This is a genomic window from Pseudomonas syringae, assembly GCF_023278085.1.
Taxonomy (GTDB): Bacteria; Pseudomonadota; Gammaproteobacteria; order Pseudomonadales; family Pseudomonadaceae; genus Aquipseudomonas; species Aquipseudomonas syringae_Q.
Map to the genome: position 1 here is coordinate 649803 of NZ_CP066265.1, position 16863 is coordinate 666665.

The 16863-nt window shown below is 61.1% G+C and carries 19 protein-coding genes and 1 pseudogene; 7 read left to right on the plus strand and 13 right to left on the minus strand.

All coding sequences use genetic code 11. The features are described from left to right. Window positions 1–34 precede the first annotated feature (34 nt). The 6 genes from I9H07_RS03080 to exaC form a co-directional block, all read right to left on the minus strand. Window positions 35–844 (minus strand): zinc-dependent peptidase, encoded by an 810-nt coding sequence (locus I9H07_RS03080; protein ID WP_236425642.1) that lies wholly within the window; start codon window positions 842–844, stop codon window positions 35–37. A gap of 3 nt (window positions 845–847) precedes the next feature. Then, entirely contained in the window at window positions 848–1495 is a 648-nt protein-coding gene (locus I9H07_RS03085) for a DedA family protein (protein ID WP_024675297.1), read from the minus strand. A gap of 183 nt (window positions 1496–1678) precedes the next feature. Next, complete coding sequence (locus I9H07_RS03090) at window positions 1679–2137, minus strand: GNAT family N-acetyltransferase (protein WP_236425641.1); 459 nt, start codon at window positions 2135–2137, stop codon at window positions 1679–1681. An 80-nt stretch (window positions 2138–2217) separates the two neighbouring features. Further along, a complete protein-coding gene (gene eutC / locus I9H07_RS03095) occupies window positions 2218–3057 on the minus strand; it encodes an ethanolamine ammonia-lyase subunit EutC (protein WP_419178534.1) in 840 nt (279 codons plus the stop codon). A gap of 20 nt (window positions 3058–3077) precedes the next feature. After that, on the minus strand, window positions 3078–4472 hold the full coding sequence (locus tag I9H07_RS03100; RefSeq protein WP_024675294.1) for an ethanolamine ammonia-lyase subunit EutB: 1395 nt from the start codon (window positions 4470–4472) through the stop codon (window positions 3078–3080). A gap of 445 nt (window positions 4473–4917) precedes the next feature. Next, window positions 4918–6438 carry an acetaldehyde dehydrogenase ExaC gene (exaC, locus tag I9H07_RS03105; protein WP_236425640.1) on the minus strand — a complete coding sequence of 507 codons (1521 nt, stop codon included), beginning with the start codon at window positions 6436–6438 and terminating at the stop codon, window positions 4918–4920. Between exaC and I9H07_RS24920 the strand changes: the two are divergent. The 4 genes and pseudogenes from I9H07_RS24920 (at window position 6437) to I9H07_RS03120 (ending at window position 8916) form a co-directional block, all read left to right on the plus strand. Then, a pseudogene (locus I9H07_RS24920) lies at window positions 6437–6635 on the plus strand (hypothetical protein). The gene exaC and the pseudogene I9H07_RS24920 overlap by 2 nt on opposite strands. A gap of 28 nt (window positions 6636–6663) precedes the next feature. Beyond that, window positions 6664–8013 (plus strand): UDP-N-acetylmuramate:L-alanyl-gamma-D-glutamyl-meso-diaminopimelate ligase, encoded by a 1350-nt coding sequence (gene mpl / locus I9H07_RS03110; RefSeq protein WP_024673550.1) that lies wholly within the window; start codon window positions 6664–6666, stop codon window positions 8011–8013. Beyond that, window positions 8010–8639, plus strand: a complete 630-nt coding sequence (gene ubiX / locus I9H07_RS03115) for a flavin prenyltransferase UbiX (protein ID WP_024646195.1) — start codon at window positions 8010–8012, stop codon at window positions 8637–8639. The genes mpl and ubiX overlap by 4 nt, the downstream gene beginning before the upstream one ends. Then, window positions 8632–8916 (plus strand): YceK/YidQ family lipoprotein, encoded by a 285-nt coding sequence (locus I9H07_RS03120; protein ID WP_236459630.1) that lies wholly within the window; start codon window positions 8632–8634, stop codon window positions 8914–8916. The genes ubiX and I9H07_RS03120 overlap by 8 nt, the downstream gene beginning before the upstream one ends. 237 nt (window positions 8917–9153) lie before the next feature. Here the strand turns inward: I9H07_RS03120 and I9H07_RS03125 are convergent, their stop codons facing one another. The 3 genes from I9H07_RS03125 to I9H07_RS03135 all read right to left on the minus strand — a co-directional run bounded on the left by I9H07_RS03125 (window position 9154) and on the right by I9H07_RS03135 (window position 12144). Next, entirely contained in the window at window positions 9154–9795 is a 642-nt protein-coding gene (locus I9H07_RS03125; RefSeq protein ID WP_024673462.1) for an NAD(P)H-binding protein, read from the minus strand. Between the two features lie 26 nt (window positions 9796–9821). Next, entirely contained in the window at window positions 9822–11549 is a 1728-nt protein-coding gene (locus I9H07_RS03130) for a C13 family peptidase (protein WP_024673463.1), read from the minus strand. Window positions 11550–11688: 139 nt separating this feature from the next. Next, entirely contained in the window at window positions 11689–12144 is a 456-nt protein-coding gene (locus I9H07_RS03135; RefSeq protein ID WP_236425119.1) for a MaoC family dehydratase, read from the minus strand. A gap of 221 nt (window positions 12145–12365) precedes the next feature. On the opposite strand from I9H07_RS03135, the gene I9H07_RS03140 reads away from it, so the two are divergent. Genes I9H07_RS03140 through I9H07_RS03150 form a run of 3 tightly spaced genes read left to right on the plus strand, consistent with a single transcriptional unit; the run spans window position 12366 to window position 14050 of the window. Further along, window positions 12366–12728: a CidA/LrgA family protein gene (locus tag I9H07_RS03140; protein ID WP_024673465.1), complete on the plus strand. Its 363-nt coding sequence runs from the start codon at window positions 12366–12368 to the stop codon at window positions 12726–12728. Beyond that, window positions 12725–13441, plus strand: coding sequence for an LrgB family protein (locus I9H07_RS03145; RefSeq protein ID WP_024673466.1), 717 nt, complete (start codon window positions 12725–12727; stop codon window positions 13439–13441). Before I9H07_RS03140 ends, I9H07_RS03145 begins: the two co-directional genes overlap by 4 nt. Before the next feature lie 18 nt (window positions 13442–13459). Beyond that, window positions 13460–14050 (plus strand): LON peptidase substrate-binding domain-containing protein, encoded by a 591-nt coding sequence (locus I9H07_RS03150; protein ID WP_024673467.1) that lies wholly within the window; start codon window positions 13460–13462, stop codon window positions 14048–14050. A gap of 440 nt (window positions 14051–14490) precedes the next feature. Here the strand turns inward: I9H07_RS03150 and I9H07_RS03155 are convergent, their stop codons facing one another. From I9H07_RS03155 to I9H07_RS03170, 4 genes are read right to left on the minus strand one after another with little or no spacing between them, the layout of a single operon-like run. Then, window positions 14491–15057: a DUF4136 domain-containing protein gene (locus I9H07_RS03155; protein WP_058391955.1), complete on the minus strand. Its 567-nt coding sequence runs from the start codon at window positions 15055–15057 to the stop codon at window positions 14491–14493. An 18-nt stretch (window positions 15058–15075) separates the two neighbouring features. After that, entirely contained in the window at window positions 15076–15699 is a 624-nt protein-coding gene (locus I9H07_RS03160) for a DUF4136 domain-containing protein (protein ID WP_024673307.1), read from the minus strand. 19 nt (window positions 15700–15718) lie between these two features. After that, a complete protein-coding gene (locus I9H07_RS03165; RefSeq protein ID WP_024673306.1) occupies window positions 15719–16468 on the minus strand; it encodes a methyltransferase domain-containing protein in 750 nt (249 codons plus the stop codon). After that, window positions 16465–16770, minus strand: coding sequence for a MazG-like family protein (locus I9H07_RS03170; protein WP_024646206.1), 306 nt, complete (start codon window positions 16768–16770; stop codon window positions 16465–16467). The genes I9H07_RS03165 and I9H07_RS03170 overlap by 4 nt, the downstream gene beginning before the upstream one ends. Window positions 16771–16863: the final 93 nt, after the last annotated feature.

Consider the following 16863-nt stretch of genomic DNA (forward strand, 5'->3'; position numbering starts at 1 on the left):
CTGTTTTGGTTGCTACGCATGGCCTCGGCAGCGGTCAGGTGTCCCGGTAAGCCGGGGCGTGTTGCCGTAATGCATTCAGCCGCGCCAGGGTGTCCTGACGGTAGAATCCTTTGAGCTGTTTGTAGACTGCCGGGTAGTTGTCGTACAGCAGGTCGGGCGCGCTAAAGAAATACTCGCTGGTGACGGCGAAGAACTCGGCAGGGTCCTGTGCGGCGTAGGGGTCGATAGCGGTTTCGGACTCCGGGTCTTGATCCAGTTGCCGATTGAGGTCATCGAATGCGCTCTGCATGACATTGGCCCATTCAGTCACCCGCATATCGCTGTGCAGCGGCGGCAGGCCGTTGGCGTCGCCGTTGAGCATGTCGAGTTTGTGCGCCAGCTCGTGGATCACCAGGTTGTAGCCGTCCCAGTCGCCGCTGCTCAACACACCGGGCCAGGCCAGAATCACCGGCCCTTGCAGCCAGGCCTCGCCACTGTGTTCGCCGTCCCACTCGTGTTCGACGCCGCTGGCGTCGCGATGGCGTTGCGGGCTGACGAAATCGTCCGGGTACAGCACGATTTCATGAAAGCCCTGATACCAGTTCAGGTCGCCCAGGCTCAGTAACGGCAGTTGTGCCTGGGCCGCAAGAAACAGGCGCTGCTCGTCATCCAGCTCGACGCCCGGCAGCGCGCTGAGGTATTTATCGTTCAGAAACAGCACACAGGCATCACGCAGTCGGGCGTCCTGCCCGGCGCTCAGCCCGTCGAGGATGGGCAAGCGCTTGCGTACGTTCTGCCACAGTTCGGCAGCAACCGGATGCCTGGCGAGGGTTCGTCGCCTGCGCCAATTGCTGAGTGACCACATGGCTCAGCGAGCGTCGACCGGTGGCGCGCTGCGGCTGCGCACCACACCAATGATCATCGGCACCAGCGACAGCACGATGATCGCCAGCACCAGCAAGGTCAGGTTGTGCTTGATGAACGGCACGTTGCCGAAGAAGAAGCCCAACGTGACCAGACTGCCGACCCACAGCACCGAGCCCAGCACGCTGAAGCCCACAAAGCGCGGATAGGACATTCTGCCGACGCCTGCCACGAAGGGCGCGAAGGTACGAATGATCGGCAGAAAGCGCGCCAGCGTCACGGTCTTGCCGCCATGGCGGGCGTAGAAGTCCTGGGTGCGCAGCAAGTGGTCACGGCGGAAGATGCGCGACCTGGAATTGCTGAACAGCTTTTCGCCAACCGTGCGGCCGATGACGTAATTGGTGCTGTCACCCAGAATCGCCGCGAGCATCAGCAGCCCGGCCAGTAATACCGGGTCCATGCCGCCACCGGCAGCCACGGCACCCGCAATGAACAGCAGCGAATCGCCCGGCAGAAAGGGCATGACCACCAGCCCGGTCTCGCAGAAAATCACCAGAAACAGGATCGCGTAGACCCATGGGCCGTAGTTGGTTACCAGCAGATCGAGGTAGACGTCGAGATGCAGAATAAGGTCGAGCGGGTTGAAGTCCATTGAAGTACCTGAGGCGAGCACCCTGTACGGGGTCGCGTGCGGAAGAAACGACTGCGCGGCATTATAGAAGCAGAATGCCCGGAAGAGGTTCCGTAATAATTTGGCGGCGTGTTGGCGTGACGCTTGAAGTGTTTTCTCGCGGCCAGACGCGGCAGGGGCGCCGCGTGCGGGCGTGTTGAGTGGTCAGTCCGAGCTGATGGGCAGCACGTAGTTTTTGAACTGCGTATCTTCCCTGAATCCGATGGACTCATAGACTTTTTGCGCCACGTCGTTGTTGCTGCTGGTGGACACGCGCAGCCGCACGGCATGGGTTTCCTTGGCCATTTTTTTGGCCTGCTTCATCAGGTGATCGGCAACCAGTTGGCGGCGGGCGTCTTCGGCAACGTAGATGTCGTTGAGAATCCACACCCGTTTCAGCGACAGCGACGAATAACTCGGATAAAGCTGGCAGAACCCCAGCAGCTTGTTGTCGTCATCCTTGGCCAGCGCCAGGTAGATGACCGACTCTTCGCGGCGTAGGCGTTTTTCGAGGAATTCTCGCGAGGAGTCCGGGAGGGGCGACTCGTTGTAAAACTCCCGGTATTTGATGAACAGCGGGCAGAGCAGGTCCAGATGTTCAAGCGTCGCTTTGATGATCCGCATGGTTTGGCCTCAACTCCCTTATAGGCTAATGCAGTGCGCCGGGATGTTTGATCCTGCCCGGCGGCTTTAGAAAGCTCAATCTAATGCGCGTCAACCGGCCCGTCGAGCAGGAAATTGCCGATTTGCTTGTCTGAATTGCCAGCGGGGCTATCGGATTCCAGGGTGTTCAGTTCAGCCTCGTCTTTCAGGCTGACCCCGGAAATCTGCCGTCGACAGGCTTCGCGCATCAGATAAAGCAGGCGATGCGCAGCCATGCCATAGCTCAGTCCTTCAAGACGCACGTTGGAAATACAATTGCGGTGCGCATCATTCAGGCCGACTTTGGGGGCGTAGGTGAAGTACAGGCCGAGGCTGTCCGGAGAGCTGAGGCCTGGGCGTTCGCCGATCAGGATCACCACCATTTTGGCGCCGAGCAATTCGCCGACTTCGTCCGCCACCGCCACACGGCCCTGTTCAACCATGATCACCGGCGACAGCGTCCAGCCATCGGCACTGGCCTGTTCCTCCAGCCGAGTGAGAAAAGGCACAGCATGCCGATGCACCGCGAGGGCCGACAGCCCATCGGCCACCACCACCGCCAGATCGAGCCCGCCCGGATGAGCGGCGGCATACTCGCGTAATGCCTGCGCCGACTCGTCATTCAGACGCCGACCCAGGTCCGGGCGTTGCAGGTAGCTGTGCCGGTCGGCGGCAGCGCTGTGCAGGAGCAAGGTGTCGCGGCCTTTTTCGGCCAGTTGTGCGCTGATCGCAGCGTGATCAAAAGCAAGATGCACGGCGTCGCGCGCCTGGGCATGCGCGGCCTGAAAGTCGAGCTGCGCGGAGGTCGGCAGGCTGGTGCCGGTGCGGCCCAGCGCGATGCGCGCTGAGGTCAGACGGCGCAGTTCCAGCCACGGGTTGGGTGGCAGGGTGCTGTCCTGGATTTCATTCATGGGCTTGTCACTCATGCTAAATGCGCCAGTGCCTGACGAAAGGCGGGCGGCAGGCTGTCGCCGAAGCGAACGCGGCCATCGGCCTGAGTGAAGATGCCCATTTTTTCCAGCCAGGCCTCGTATTCCGGTGCCGGGCGCAGGCCCAGGCTCTGCCGGGCGTACAGCGCGTCGTGGAACGAGGTGGTCTGGTAGTTGAGCATGATGTCGTCGGAACCGGGGATGCCCATGATGAAGTTGATCCCGGCCACGCCCAGCAGCGTCAGCAGGGTGTCCATGTCGTCCTGATCGGCTTCGGCGTGGTTGGTGTAGCAGATGTCACAGCCCATCGGTACGCCCAGCAACTTGCCGCAGAAGTGATCCTCCAGGCCGGCGCGGATGATCTGCTTGCCGTTGTACAGGTACTCCGGACCGATAAAGCCGACCACAGTGTTGACCAGAAACGGATTGAAATGCCGGGCCACGGCGTAAGCACGGGTTTCGCAGGTCTGCTGGTCGACGCCGTGATGCGCGTTGGCCGACAGCGCGCTGCCTTGCCCGGTCTCGAAATACATCAGGTTGTTCCCCAGCGTGCCACGGTTCAGGCTCAGGCCGGCTTCGTAGCCTTCCTGCAGCAATTTGAGGCTGATCCCGAAGCTGGCGTTGGCGGCTTCTGTCCCGGTGATCGACTGAAATACCAGATCGACCGGCACACCGCGATTGATCACTTCTATGGAGGTAGTGACGTGGGTCAACACGCAGGACTGGGTCGGGATCTCGTAACGCTGGACGATGGCGTCGAGCATTTCCAGCAGGGCGACGATCGATGAGGTGCTGTCGGTGGCCGGGTTGATGCCGATCATGGCATCGCCGTTACCGTACAGCAGGCCATCCAGAACGCTGGCCGCGATGCCGGACGGGTCATCAGTCGGGTGATTGGGTTGCAGGCGGGTCGACAGTCGACCACGCAGCCCCATGGTGTTACGAAATCGCGTGACGACGCGGATCTTCTGCGCCACCAGCACCAGATCCTGCACGCGCATGATCTTGGACACTGCGGCGGCCATCTCTGGCGTCAAGCCGGGCGCCAGCGCTCGCAGGCTGGTTTCGTCGGCATGGTCGCTGAGCAGCCAGTCCCGAAAACCGCCGACGGTCAGATGGCTGACCGGAGCGAAGGCGAGTGTGTCGTGGGTGTCGATGATCAGGCGGGTGACTTCGTCCTGTTCGTAAGGGATCAGCGCTTCTTCGAGAAAATGTTTGAGTGGAATATTCGCCAGCGCCATTTGTGCGGCGACACGCTCGCCATCGTTTTGCGCCGCGACTTCGGCCAGATAATCACCGGAGCGTGCAGGGCTGGCCTTGGCCATGACTTCTTTAAGGCTGTCGAAGCGATACGTCTGCGCACCGACAGAATGGGAAAAGCTCGCCATTCAGGTTCTCCATGACGTCGCGCTGTTCGCGTCGGACGTAGTCTTTCGGCCGAACCGGTGACGTCCCGGTTCAAACGACTGTGGGAAGCGATATAAGCAATTAATACTCCATCCCGGCCGGGAGTGCGAGTTTGCAGGGGTAAGCAGATGCGTATGGAGAGGATGCATCACGCCAGAGTGCTGAACCGGGGCGTGATGCACAGAGTTGGTGCGCGATGCGTTGCACCGCGCAGAGTGTTCAGAACGGCGGTGCTACACACACGTTGAAATGACTATCGTGCCAATGCTCCGCGTTGGCATGCAGTGGGTGACGCTCTGCGTCACAAGTCTGCGTTGCACCGCGCATTCAGGATCGGACGCAAAGCGTCCGGAACGGCGTTACCACGCTGGAGCGTGGTAACGATAATCTACCGTGGTCTGAGCCCTGTTTTTCGAGCTCGTCAGCCTAGAAAAACCCCAGCGGATTGGTGTCGTAGCTCACCAGCAGGTTTTTGGTCTGCTGATAATGCTCCAGCGCGATTTTGTGGGTTTCGCGGCCGACGCCGGATTTCTTGTAGCCACCGAAGGCAGCATGCGCCGGGTACAGGTGGTAGCAGTTGGTCCAGACTCGCCCGGCCTTGATCGCCCGGCCCACGCGGTAGGCGCGGTTGATGTCGCGGGTCCACAGGCCGGCGCCCAGGCCGAACTCGGTATCGTTGGCAATGGCCACGGCTTCGGCTTCGTCCTTGAAGGTCGTGACGCTGACCACCGGGCCGAAGATTTCTTCCTGGAACACGCGCATCTTGTTGTTGCCTTTGAGCAACGTCGGCTGGATGTAGTAACCGGTGGACAGGTCGCCCTCCAGCTTCTCGACCTTGCCGCCGGTCAGCAGCTCGGCGCCTTCGCCCTTGGCAATTTCCAGGTACGAAAGAATCTTGTCGAATTGTTGCTCGGACGCCTGAGCGCCGACCATGGTGTCGGTGTCCAGCGGGTCGCCGCGTTTGATCTTCTCGACTTTGCGCAGCACCGCTTCCATGAACTGCGGGTAGATCGACTCCTGCACCAGCGCACGGGACGGGCAGGTGCAGACTTCGCCCTGATTGAAGAAGGCCAGCACCAGGCCTTCGGCGGCCTTGTCGATGAACTCAGGCTCCGCGCTCATGATGTCCTCGAAGAAGATGTTCGGCGACTTGCCGCCCAGCTCCACGGTGGACGGGATGATGTTGTCTGCCGCCAGTTTCATGATGTGCGAGCCCACCGGGGTCGAGCCGGTAAAGGCGATCTTGGCAATGCGTTTGCTGCTGGCCAGGGCTTCGCCTGCTTCACGGCCGTAACCTTGCACAATGTTCAGCACGCCAGGAGGCAACAGGTCGCCGATCAGTTCGATCAGCACGCTGATGCCCAGCGGGGTCTGCTCGGCGGGTTTGAGCACGATGCAGTTACCGGCAGCCAGCGCCGGTGCGAGTTTCCAGGCGGCCATCAGGATCGGGAAGTTCCACGGGATGATCTGCCCGACTACGCCCAGCGGCTCATGGATGTGATAGGCCACGGTATTGCCGTCGATCTCGGCGGCGCTGCCTTCCTGGGCGCGCAACACGCCAGCGAAGTAGCGGAAGTGGTCAGCGGCCAGCGGGATGTCGGCGTTGAGGGTTTCGCGAATCGCTTTACCGTTGTCCCAGGTTTCGGTGATGGCCAGGACTTCAAGGTTGGCTTCGATGCGGTCGGCGATTTTCAGCAGGACCAGCGAGCGCGCCTGTACCGAGGTCGAGCCCCAGGCAGCAGCGGCTGCGTGGGCGGCGTCGAGCGCCTTGTCGATGTCTTCGGCCGTGGAGCGGGGAAATTCGGCAATCGCCTTGCCGGTGACCGGCGAGGTGTTGGTGAAGTACTGACCTTTTACCGGGGCGACAAACTCGCCGCCAATATAATTACCGTAGCGTTCCTTGAAGTTGACGATAGCGCCTTCGGTACCGGGATGAGCGTAACGCATGGTATGTCTCCTGGTTCTTGTTGTGAGGGAGTCTGTGTCGATTCTGCAGTCGGGTATCTGGCAGGGAGCACTCAAGAATAGGCTAATTGCAACCCGCCGTGATCAGGACTTTAGGCTTATCCGCGCGCTATTGAAATGCCTGGCGCAGGCAATGTGGCGGACAAACTCAGGGTGCCATTTCAGCGTCCCTACGTTAACCTGCGTGGACGTTCTGAGAGGTTGGTCATGCATATTCATATCCTTGGTATCTGCGGCACGTTCATGGGTTCGCTGGCGGTGCTGGCCAAAGAGTTGGGGCACCGGGTTACCGGGTCTGACGCCAATGTCTATCCACCGATGAGCACCCAGCTTGAAGCCCAGGGCATCGAGCTGACCCAAGGCTACGACCCTGTGCAGCTGATCCCCGCTCCGGACCTGGTCGTGGTCGGCAACGCGTTGTCGCGTGGTAACCCGGCAGTTGAATACGTCCTGAATAATGGTTTGCCGTATGTGTCTGGCCCGCAATGGCTGGCAGATCACGTGCTGCAAGGTCGCTGGGTATTGGCGGTGGCCGGTACGCATGGCAAGACCACCACCAGCAGCATGCTGGCCTGGGTGCTCGAACACGCGGGCATGAGCCCCGGTTTTCTGATCGGCGGTATTCCGCAGAACTTCGCGGTGTCGGCGCGTCTGGGCGAAACCCCGTTTTTCGTGGTGGAAGCCGACGAATATGACAGCGCCTTCTTCGACAAACGCTCGAAGTTCGTCCATTACCGCCCCCGCACTGCGATCCTCAATAACCTTGAGTTCGATCACGCCGATATCTTTCCCGATCTGCCAGCCATCGAGCGCCAGTTTCACCATTTGGTGCGCACCATCCCGAGTGAAGGTCTGGTGATCCACCCGACCACCGAGCCTGCGCTGACCCGTGTGATCGAAATGGGCTGCTGGACGCCGGTGCAGACCACCGGCCAGGGCGGCCAGTGGCAGGCGCGGCTGTTGAGCGAAGACGGTTCGCACTTTGAAGTGCTGTTCGAGGGCGAGCTGCAAGGTGCGGTCGAATGGGACATGACCGGCCAGCACAACGTCGCCAACGCACTGGCCACCCTTGCTGCGGCGCGCCATGTTGGCGTCGTGCCGTTGCTGGGCGTACAGGCTTTGAGTGCTTTCAAGAGCGTCAAGCGGCGTATGGAAAAGGTCGCTGATGTGCGCGGCATCACCATTTATGATGATTTTGCTCACCACCCGACGGCGATCGCCACCACGCTTGAAGGCCTGCGCAAGAAGGTCGGAGATGCGCCGATCATTGCCGTGATCGAGCCGCGTTCCAATTCGATGAAGCTCGGCGCGCACCGCGACGGCTTGCCGGAGAGCGTGAACCACGCCGATCAGGTGGTCTGGTACGCGCCGCCCAATCTGGGCTGGGACCTTGCCGCAACCGTGGCCGGAGGTTCAGTGCCGTCAAAGGTGTGCGACTCGCTTGAGGCGATCATCGCCCATGTTCAGCACCTGGCGCAGCCCGGCACCCACATTGTCATCATGAGCAACGGCGGCTTCGGCGGCCTGCACGGCAAACTGGCTGAGGCGCTGAAATGAGTGGTCCGGATCGCGTTACAGTCGCCATGACCGGTGCCTCAGGCGCGCAATATGGTCTGCGCTTGCTGGATTGTCTGGTGCGTGAAGAGCGCGAAGTACACTTCCTGATTTCCAAGGCTGCGCAATTGGTGATGGCCACCGAAACCGACGTGCGCTTGCCGCCCAAGGCGATGATGATGCAGGCGTTCCTGACCGAATACACCGGTGCGTCGGCCGGGCAGATTCGCGTCTATGGCCGCGATGACTGGATGTCGCCGGTGGCCTCGGGCTCGGGCTCGCCCAGTGCGATGGTGGTGGTGCCGTGTTCCACCGGTTCGCTGTCGGCGATTGCCACAGGGGCCTGCAACAACCTGATCGAACGCGCTGCCGACGTGACGCTGAAGGAGCGTCGCCAGTTGATTCTGGTGCCTCGCGAGGCGCCGTTTTCCAGCATCCATCTGGAGAACATGCTCAAGCTATCGAACATGGGCGCAGTGATTCTGCCGGCGTCTCCCGGCTTTTATCATCAACCGCAGACCATCGATGATCTGGTGGATTTTGTGGTCGCGCGGATTCTCAATCTGTTGAACATCCCTCAGGACATGCTGCCGCGTTGGGGCGAGCACCACATTGGCGGCGATGAATAAGCTGATTCTGATAGCGCTGGCGCTGGTCATCACCGGCTGCGCGACCGCTCGCACGCTTAATGCGGCCAAACCCGGTGCGCCAGTGGTGTATGCCGGTACGCGGCTGAATATGTATGCGTTGCAGGGCGGTTGCTGTGCGATAGACCGTTTCGGTGCCGAAGCGCCAGGCTGTCCGGGCCTGGACCTGCCGGGCAGCGCGCTGCTCGACACGCTGTTGCTGCCACTGTCGTTGCTGACGGCAGCGGGGGTGGGGGTTCGGGCTACGGGCGGGCTTTAGGGGAATCAGAGACGACTATCGTGTCACTTCACTCCGCGTAGGCACGCATTCGGTGACGCTTTGCGTCACAAATCTTCAGTCTGGTGAGATAGCAAGGTGAACGAAGATTAGACTTCATGGTGCCTGTATCTCATAAGGTCTGAAACAGGCGTCAAGGCTCCCATATGCGACGCGGAGCGTCACGAAATGCATTCCTGCGCGGAGCGTTGGAACGATCATCGGTCGCTTGCCGCTGGCCTATTTGCCCAGCTTACGCAGCTCATCCGACTCGACAATCCGTTCGCCGTTCTGCTCTTCCAGTGCCAGACGCCACATGGCGCGGGCCAGCTGGCAGGCTTCGATGGCGCCGTATTTGCCGGGGATCAGCTTGGCGATAGGCGCGGCAAGCTGTTCGACCCAACGGGTTTCGCTGCGGCTGCCGACCAGCAGGGAGGGGCGGGCGATGGTCAGTTGTGGCCAGCCTTGCGCCCGTAGCGCCTGTTCCATTTCGCCTTTGATGCGGTTGTAGAAGGTGCTGGACTTGGGGTCTGCGCCAATCGCGCTGATCACCAGCAAATGGCGAGCGCCCAGTTCGCGGGCACGGTGTGCGAACGCGATGACCATGTCCAGATCGACGGCCTTGAACGCGTCCTGCGAACCGGCTTGCTTGATCGTCGTGCCCAGGCAGCAGAACGCGATGTCCACGCGGCCATCGAGTGTTGGCAGCAGGGTGAGCAAGTCGCCGATCGGGTTTTCAAGGTGCGGGTGTTCTGCCAGTGGCCTGCGGGTCGGAGCCAGCACGCGGCTGACGGTCGGCTCGTTGAGCAGGCGGTCAAGCAAATGTTCGCCGGTGAGGCCTGTGGCTCCTGCAAGCAGGATGTGTTGCGGCGTCAAGTACATAATCGTTCTCCTTGATACTACTCAGCCTAGCGGCTAGTCGAGGTCTTCGCTTCCGTGCGCGTCAACGCCGTGTTCAAAGCGCGTTCGGCCTGGCTTTTGCGCAATTGCTGCCAGCGCGCCAGGACTCCTTTCGGGGCCCATATCTGTGGTTCCGAGGCTTCGAAGTTATCTTCGCTCTCGCGTCGGGCCACATAGTTTTTTGCATCATTGAACGCTTGTTGCAGGTCATCGGTTGCGACCAGTGCCCTGGCAAACAGAGCGTCGCCGAAATACGTGAAGTCGGCCTCTTCCGAGCAGCCGAATGACACCCGGTCAGCGCGTGAAGCGGTGATGATCAGCGTGCGCTCGTCTTTGAGGTCCGGAATGAAACCGCCGGAATAACAAGCCGAAATCACCACAACCTTATCGCGGTTTTTCAGCGGGGCGAGGGTCGCAGCCAGAGCGTCGGCGGGCAGATCGGCCAGCGACAGGCGCGGTTGATCGAGCACCAGTTCGTGATCCTGGGTGCCGTGGCTGGTCAGGTAAATGAATACCAGATCTTCCGGGCCGGTGCGTTGCGCGAGTGTCTGAACCGCGCGGGCGATGCTCTCGCGGGTGGCCATGGGCCGGTCATCCATGTGATCGCGATGGTTGACCAGGCTGACTTGCCCGACGGCGCCGAATCGTGATTTCAGCAGGTTGCTGACGTAGTCCGCTTCGCGCATGAATACGCTCTGCTTGCCGTCGCCACCCACGACCAGGGTGTACAGCTCGGTGGCGGGCGTCGAGGCAGGTACAGCGGCGAGCGCCTTGTCCAGCAGCGACCCCTGCGCCAGCAGCCCTGTTTCAAGCGTGTCAGGCAACAATTTACCCTTGGCGTCACGCACGCGCTGGCCGTTGGCCCAGATACCACGCTGCTCACTGCCATCCGGGGACATCAGCACGCCGTTGCCCTGGTAGGTGTCATCGGCAAACTGACCCACATAGCGGGTGCCGTCGGCCAGTTGCAACTGACCCTGGCCCATGAACCTCCAGTTATCAAAGTCGCCCTGATAGCGGCTGCCGTCGGAGCCGATCAGCTCGCCCTTGCCGGTCAGTGCGCCTTCCTTGAATTCACCACTCCAGACGTCGCCGTCGCTGTTTTCGTAGCGGCCTTTGCCGTCAATCTGACTGTTACGGAAATGGCCGACATACTGATCGCCATCCGCGCTGGTGAAGCTGCCGATGCCCTGCAACTGACCATTGACGAAATTGCCGCTGTATTGATTACCGCTGGCGTCGCTGCGCGAGCCTTCGCCGTTGGCCTTGCCTTTGGCGAACATGCCCTGATGCTGGCTGCCGTCTTCCAGTTCCAGACGACCTGGCCCGTCGTACTGGCCTGCCTTGAACTGGCCACGATAGAGCACGCCCTTGTCTTTCTGTGTGCCTTCGCCGTCGCGCAGTCCGAGTTTGAAATGGCCCACGTAGCTTGCGCCGTTGTGGCTGGTCAGTCGCCCCTGGCCATGAAACAGGCCTTGCTCGAAGCCGCCTTTGTACACATCGCCATTGGCCGCGTGCCATTCACCCGGGCCTTGCCACAGACCGTTTTCGAAATGCCCGGCGTACCAGCTGCCGTTGGGATAGTCGATCCGGCCTTCGCCTTGCAACACGCCATTGACCAGATCGCCGCGATAACGTCCGCCGTCGGGCAGACGGCCGTCTGGGGGCAGCAGTGATTCGCCATCACCGCAGCCTGCGATCAAGAGTGTCAAAGCCAGTGGAGCAAGCGCGCGCATGTGAGATCCCGGAAGATTGATTCAGTGGCGAGCCCGATCCTGCTGAGCAGATGTCACCGGTCACGACCGCGTGGGAGTATGCCGCAGCGAGTCAACGGGATGAAACAGTCTGTTACGACTGTTTCATCTTTTAAACGTGTTACACGAAACACAAGGTCAAGGGTTCGGCGACAAAAGCCGGCTTGTCCTGACCCTCGATTTCCAGTGTGGCCGTTGCCTTGAGCAGCCACTGGCCTGGCTTCTTCTCGGTCACCTCCGTCAGTTGGACCTTCAGGCGCACACGTGAATTGACCCGCACCGGCTGCACGAAACGCACGCTGTCCATGCCATAGTTGACGGCCATCTTGAGGCCTTCGGGCAACACCATGATGCCCTCCATGAGTTTGGGGATCAGCGACAGCGAGAGAAAACCATGAGCAATGGTCGCGCCAAACGGGCTCTGCGCCGCTTTGACGGGGTCAACGTGGATGAACTGAAAATCCCCGGTAGCTTCTGCGAACAGGTTGATGCGTTCCTGGTCAATGGTCAGCCAGTCTGAACATCCCGGTTCCTTGCCGATCTGCTGCTTGAGTTCTGTAACAGGAACAAAAGGCATGCTGCTTTCCTTGTCTGAGGGGTTGCATGGCAAAGCGCCGCTGCCGGCGTCGAGCTGCTGTTCTGGTCGATCAGGGCTGGCCGGCAGACCTCAAGATCAGCAGAGGGTTGGCAGTTGGTCAAGCGATGGCTTCAATGCGAATACCCGCTGATAGCCTGCGTCACGGCATGTTTATAATGGCGCTGTGAATTCGCCGGATTCTTTTCTTTGCTGGAGTTCTCATGTTGTTACGGGGTTTGACGTGGCTGGTGCTGTTCCAATTACTGGGGACGGCGCTCAACCACCTGTTTCTGTCGATATTGCCGGGCCCGATCATCGGGCTGGTGCTGTTGATGGCCTATCTGATGCTGCGCGGTGAGGTCAGTGAGCCGCTCAGCGTCGCCGCCGGTAGCCTGCTGCGCTATCTGCCGCTGTTGCTGGTGCCGCCTGCGGTCGGGGTGATGGTCTACGCGGCGGCGATTGCCGAGGATTTCTGGGCGATCTTCGGCACATTGACCCTGTCGCTGATGATTTCTCTGACCTTTGCCGGCTGGCTGATGCAGCAACTCATCAAGCGCCAGGCGCGCCGCCAGGAGTTGCCATGAATCTGGACTGGCATGGCGCGTGGCTGTCGGTGATTCACCACCCGTTGTTCGGTATCGCGATTACGCTGGGCGCCTATCAACTGGCGATGGCCGCTTATGAGAAAACCCGCTGGTTGTTCCTGCAGCCGGTGCTGGTCTCGATGGTGGTGGTGATCGGCATCGTACTGTTCTGCGACCTTGAATACGCTGAATACCGCAAAAGCACCGAGATTCTGGGGACTCTGCTCGGCCCGGCGACGGTTGCCCTGGCCGTGCCGCTTTATCTGAATATGCGCCGCATCCGGCAGTTGTTGTGGCCGACCTTGACTACGCTGGTGATTGGCGGGGTCTTCGCCACCGGGCTGTGTGTCGGGCTGGGCGTCTTGTTCGGTGCCGATCACATGATTCTGATGACCATGGCGCCGAAGTCGGTTACATCACCCATTGCCATGCTGGTCGCGGAGCAGATTGGCGGAGTAGCGGCGCTGGCGGCGGTTTTTGTATTGATTACCGGCGTGTTCGGTGCCATTTTCGGCCCGGGCCTGTTGACGCTGGCGGGGGTGGATAACCCGGCAGCGCGCGGCATGGCCTTGGGGCTGACTGCACACGCGGTAGGCACATCCGTGGCGTTGCAGGAAGGTGAGGAAGCAGGGGCTTTTGCTGCGTTGGCAATGAGTTTGATGGGCGTTGCAACGGCACTGTTCCTGCCGCTGGCAATGTCGCTGGCCATTTAAAAGGGGGGACGCTTTTCCATGACACTGCCATTATTTCCGCTGAACGCCGTGCTGTTTCCGGGGTGCATTCTTGATCTGCAGCTGTTTGAAGCGCGCTACCTGGACATGATCGGTCGCTGCATGAAGCAGGGCGAAGGGTTTGGCGTGGTGTGCATCACCGAGGGCAGTGAGACGGGGCCGGTGCCGGGCGGTTATTCGTTGATCGGCTGCGAGGCGCTGGTTCAGGATTTTCAGCAGCAGGACAACGGCCTGCTGGGCATCCGTGTGGTCGGCGGGCGTCGTTTCCGCGTGGTGTCCGCTGAAGTGCAGCGTGATCAGTTGCTGGTCGCCGAGGTTGAGTGGCTGGAAGAACCCGAGGAGCGCCCGTTACAGGAAGAAGACGCCGACCTGGTTGCGCTGCTTGAGGCCCTCGCCGAACACCCGATGGTCGCGTCCTTGAACATGGGCGTGTCCGCTGCCGGCCAGTACGCGCTGTCCAATCAGCTCGCGTACCTGCTGCCGTTTACCGAGCAGGACAAAGTCGAACTGCTGGAAATCGACGACCCCGAAGAACGCCTCGACGCGATCCAGGAACTGCTGGATGAAATGCAGGGCGATATGCAGGCCTGAGCCTTGGAAACAGAGCTGAAACAACGCTGGCTCTCGTGCCCATGCTTTGCGTCGCAAGAGGACGCGGAGCGTCCAGAACGGCATGCCGACGCGGAGCGTCGCACGATAGTTGAGATTATCGTTCCGCACGCTCCAGCGTGGGAATGCAGTTCACGACGCTCTGCGTCGCAAGAAGACGCGGAGCGTCCAGAACTGCATGCCGACGCTCTGCGTCGCACGATAGTTGAGATTATCGTTCCGCACGCTCCCGCGTGGGAACGCAGTTCACGACGCTCTGCGTCGCAAGAGGACGCGGAGCGTCCAGAACGGCATGCCGACGCGGAGCGTCGCACGATAGTTGAGATCATCGTTCCGCACGCTCCAGCGTGGGAATGCAGTTCACGACGCTCTGCGTCGCAAGTGATGTGGCCTAATCATGCCGCATCCACATCTAATTCCCGTCAATGCGGTGGATACTGCTCCAGGATTTTCGCGACGGTTGTGCGGATGGCCTGGTCGCGTTCAGCCGGGTTGCCAGCGTTGTCGTTGAGGATGCGCTCGGTGCTGCCGCGCCAGACCAGTTTGCCGTCTTTGCCATCGAACAGGTCGATCTGCAGGGTGCTGACCTTGTAATCCACGCTGCGTGTTTCGGTGTTCATCGGGCCGTTCCAGTAGCCGTAGCCGCCCCAGGGGTTCCAGCCGCCACCGTAGTTGGTACTCACCGTCTGCTGACGGTTTTCGACGATCAGCCACGCCTGCACCTTCAGGTCCGAGCGAGTACCGGGCGCAGCCATGCGCAAGCCGCGCTGGTCCAGCTGCTCGCTGATTGACTGGCGAATGCGCTGTTCAGTCAGGTCACTTTTTAGTCGTGGGTCGTTATCCGGCTGGTATTGAACGGCGGGCTCTTTCCAGCTCCAGTTGCGATAGCCGCCAAAATCCCGCTGGGCATCGAAATCGCGGTTGATCGAGTTGCTCTGACAGGCAGCCAGCAGCAGGGCGCAGGACAGCAGGACAATACGGCGGAACATGGCAGTTCTCCGAAGCGATTACGAAGGAGGATAGGCCGTCAGCGCCTGTTGCACGGCCTGACGAAGGGCTTTGCTGCGGTCTGCCAGATTATTGCTGCTGCGTGCGTCTGCGCTGGCACTCCAGACAGGCTGGCCGGTACGGGCGTCGAACAGGTTGATCTGGACCACCATCACTTTTTCCTGATAGGTGCGCACCACCGGCACGCTGGCGTAGCCGCCATAACCTGGCCGATAGCCGCTGTAGGGGCCATAACCCGGGCCGCCACCGTAATACGGGTCGACCTCGTCGCGCACCTGCCGCAGCCGGATTTCCTGGCGCGTCGTGGCGCTGACATACAGGTCCGCAGGCTGATTGTTGCGCGCCGGACGCAAGCCTCGCTGGTCAAGACCATTGCTCAACGCCTCCACCACCTGCGCCGAATCGACCCATGCGGTGCCCGGTGGTAACTGGCCGTTGAGCCAGCCCCAGGTCCGATAGCGCCCGTAATCGCGCTGCGGCGCGGGGTAGGCGCTCAGGTCCAGCGTGTTGGCCGCTTGCGGGGGCGCAGGCGGCATGGGCAGTGAGCTGGCCACATACGGGTTGCTGCTCTGGCAAGCGCTGATCCCGAAAAACAAAGTCAGCAAGGCAAAACGGTGTTTCATGGTGGTCTCCGCAGTGGTGTCAGACCGGACGGCACATCCAGTGCAGGTAGCGCCCCAAACCTGCAAAGGCCGGATGGCGCCGATGGGCCAGCTCCATTTCCAGCAGGTCCGTCAGGTCGGCCCGAGCCTGGAACTCAACCGGCATGTAATCGTGGAACACCCGCACGCCGCTACGGGTTTCGACTTGCCACAGCCCTTCAAGTTGCGTCGCCAGCTCGCGAGGGTCGAGGGGCTGCTGCGGCGTGAGGCTCTGTTTTTCCCCGGCCATGTCGTTCTTGCGCATCTTGCGGAAATGGCCCTTCAGCAGGTTGCGGTAGATCAGCGCGTCGCGGTTGTAGAACGCCAGCGACAGCCAGCCATCGGCCTTGGTGAGCTGGCGCAGCACAGGAAGGATCGTGTGCGGTTCGGCCAGCCACTCCAGCACGGCATGGCACAGCACCAGGTCGTAAGTGTCGCTCAGCAAATCGGGCAGCGCCTGCCAGGGGGCCTGAATAAACGTCGCCGTCTGTCCGGCAGCGGCGAAACGCTGGCGGGCGCCTTCCAGCATTGGCTCGGCGGGCTCGGCCAGCGTCACCTCGTGACCGTGCTCGGCCAGCCACAACGACATGTGCCCCAGCCCTGCGCCGATGTCCAGCACGCGCAGCGGCCGCTCTGGCAGCGTTTCAGTCAGGTCGGCCTGCAACACGGCAAGGCGAATGGCCCCTTTGGCGCCACCGTAGATCTTTTCTGCGAAACGGGTCGCCAACTGGTCGAAATGACGATCACTCACCGGGCGAATCTCCGCTCGCTGTCAGCCAGTTTGCTGCGCACCACGGCTTCCATGTCCAGCCCCAGCTCGCTGCACAGCAGCAACAGGTAAAGGACAATATCGCCGACTTCCTGGCCAGCATGTTCCAGTTGATCGGCAGGCAGCTCGCGAGACTGGTCCTCGCGCAGCCACTGGAATATTTCCACCAGCTCGGCCATCTCCACGCTGGCCGCCATGGCCAGGTTCTTGGGGCTGTGAAATGGCTTCCAGTCGTTCTGGTCGCGAATGCGGTGCAGGCGTTGGGTCAACTCGTCGAGGTTCATGGTGCTCTCCTGAAGACGCATAGCTTCAGGGGGAACGAGTCGCCAGGCAAGCAGGCGTTGAGGTTTGTTCAGCCGCGACCTTGCCGTGACAAG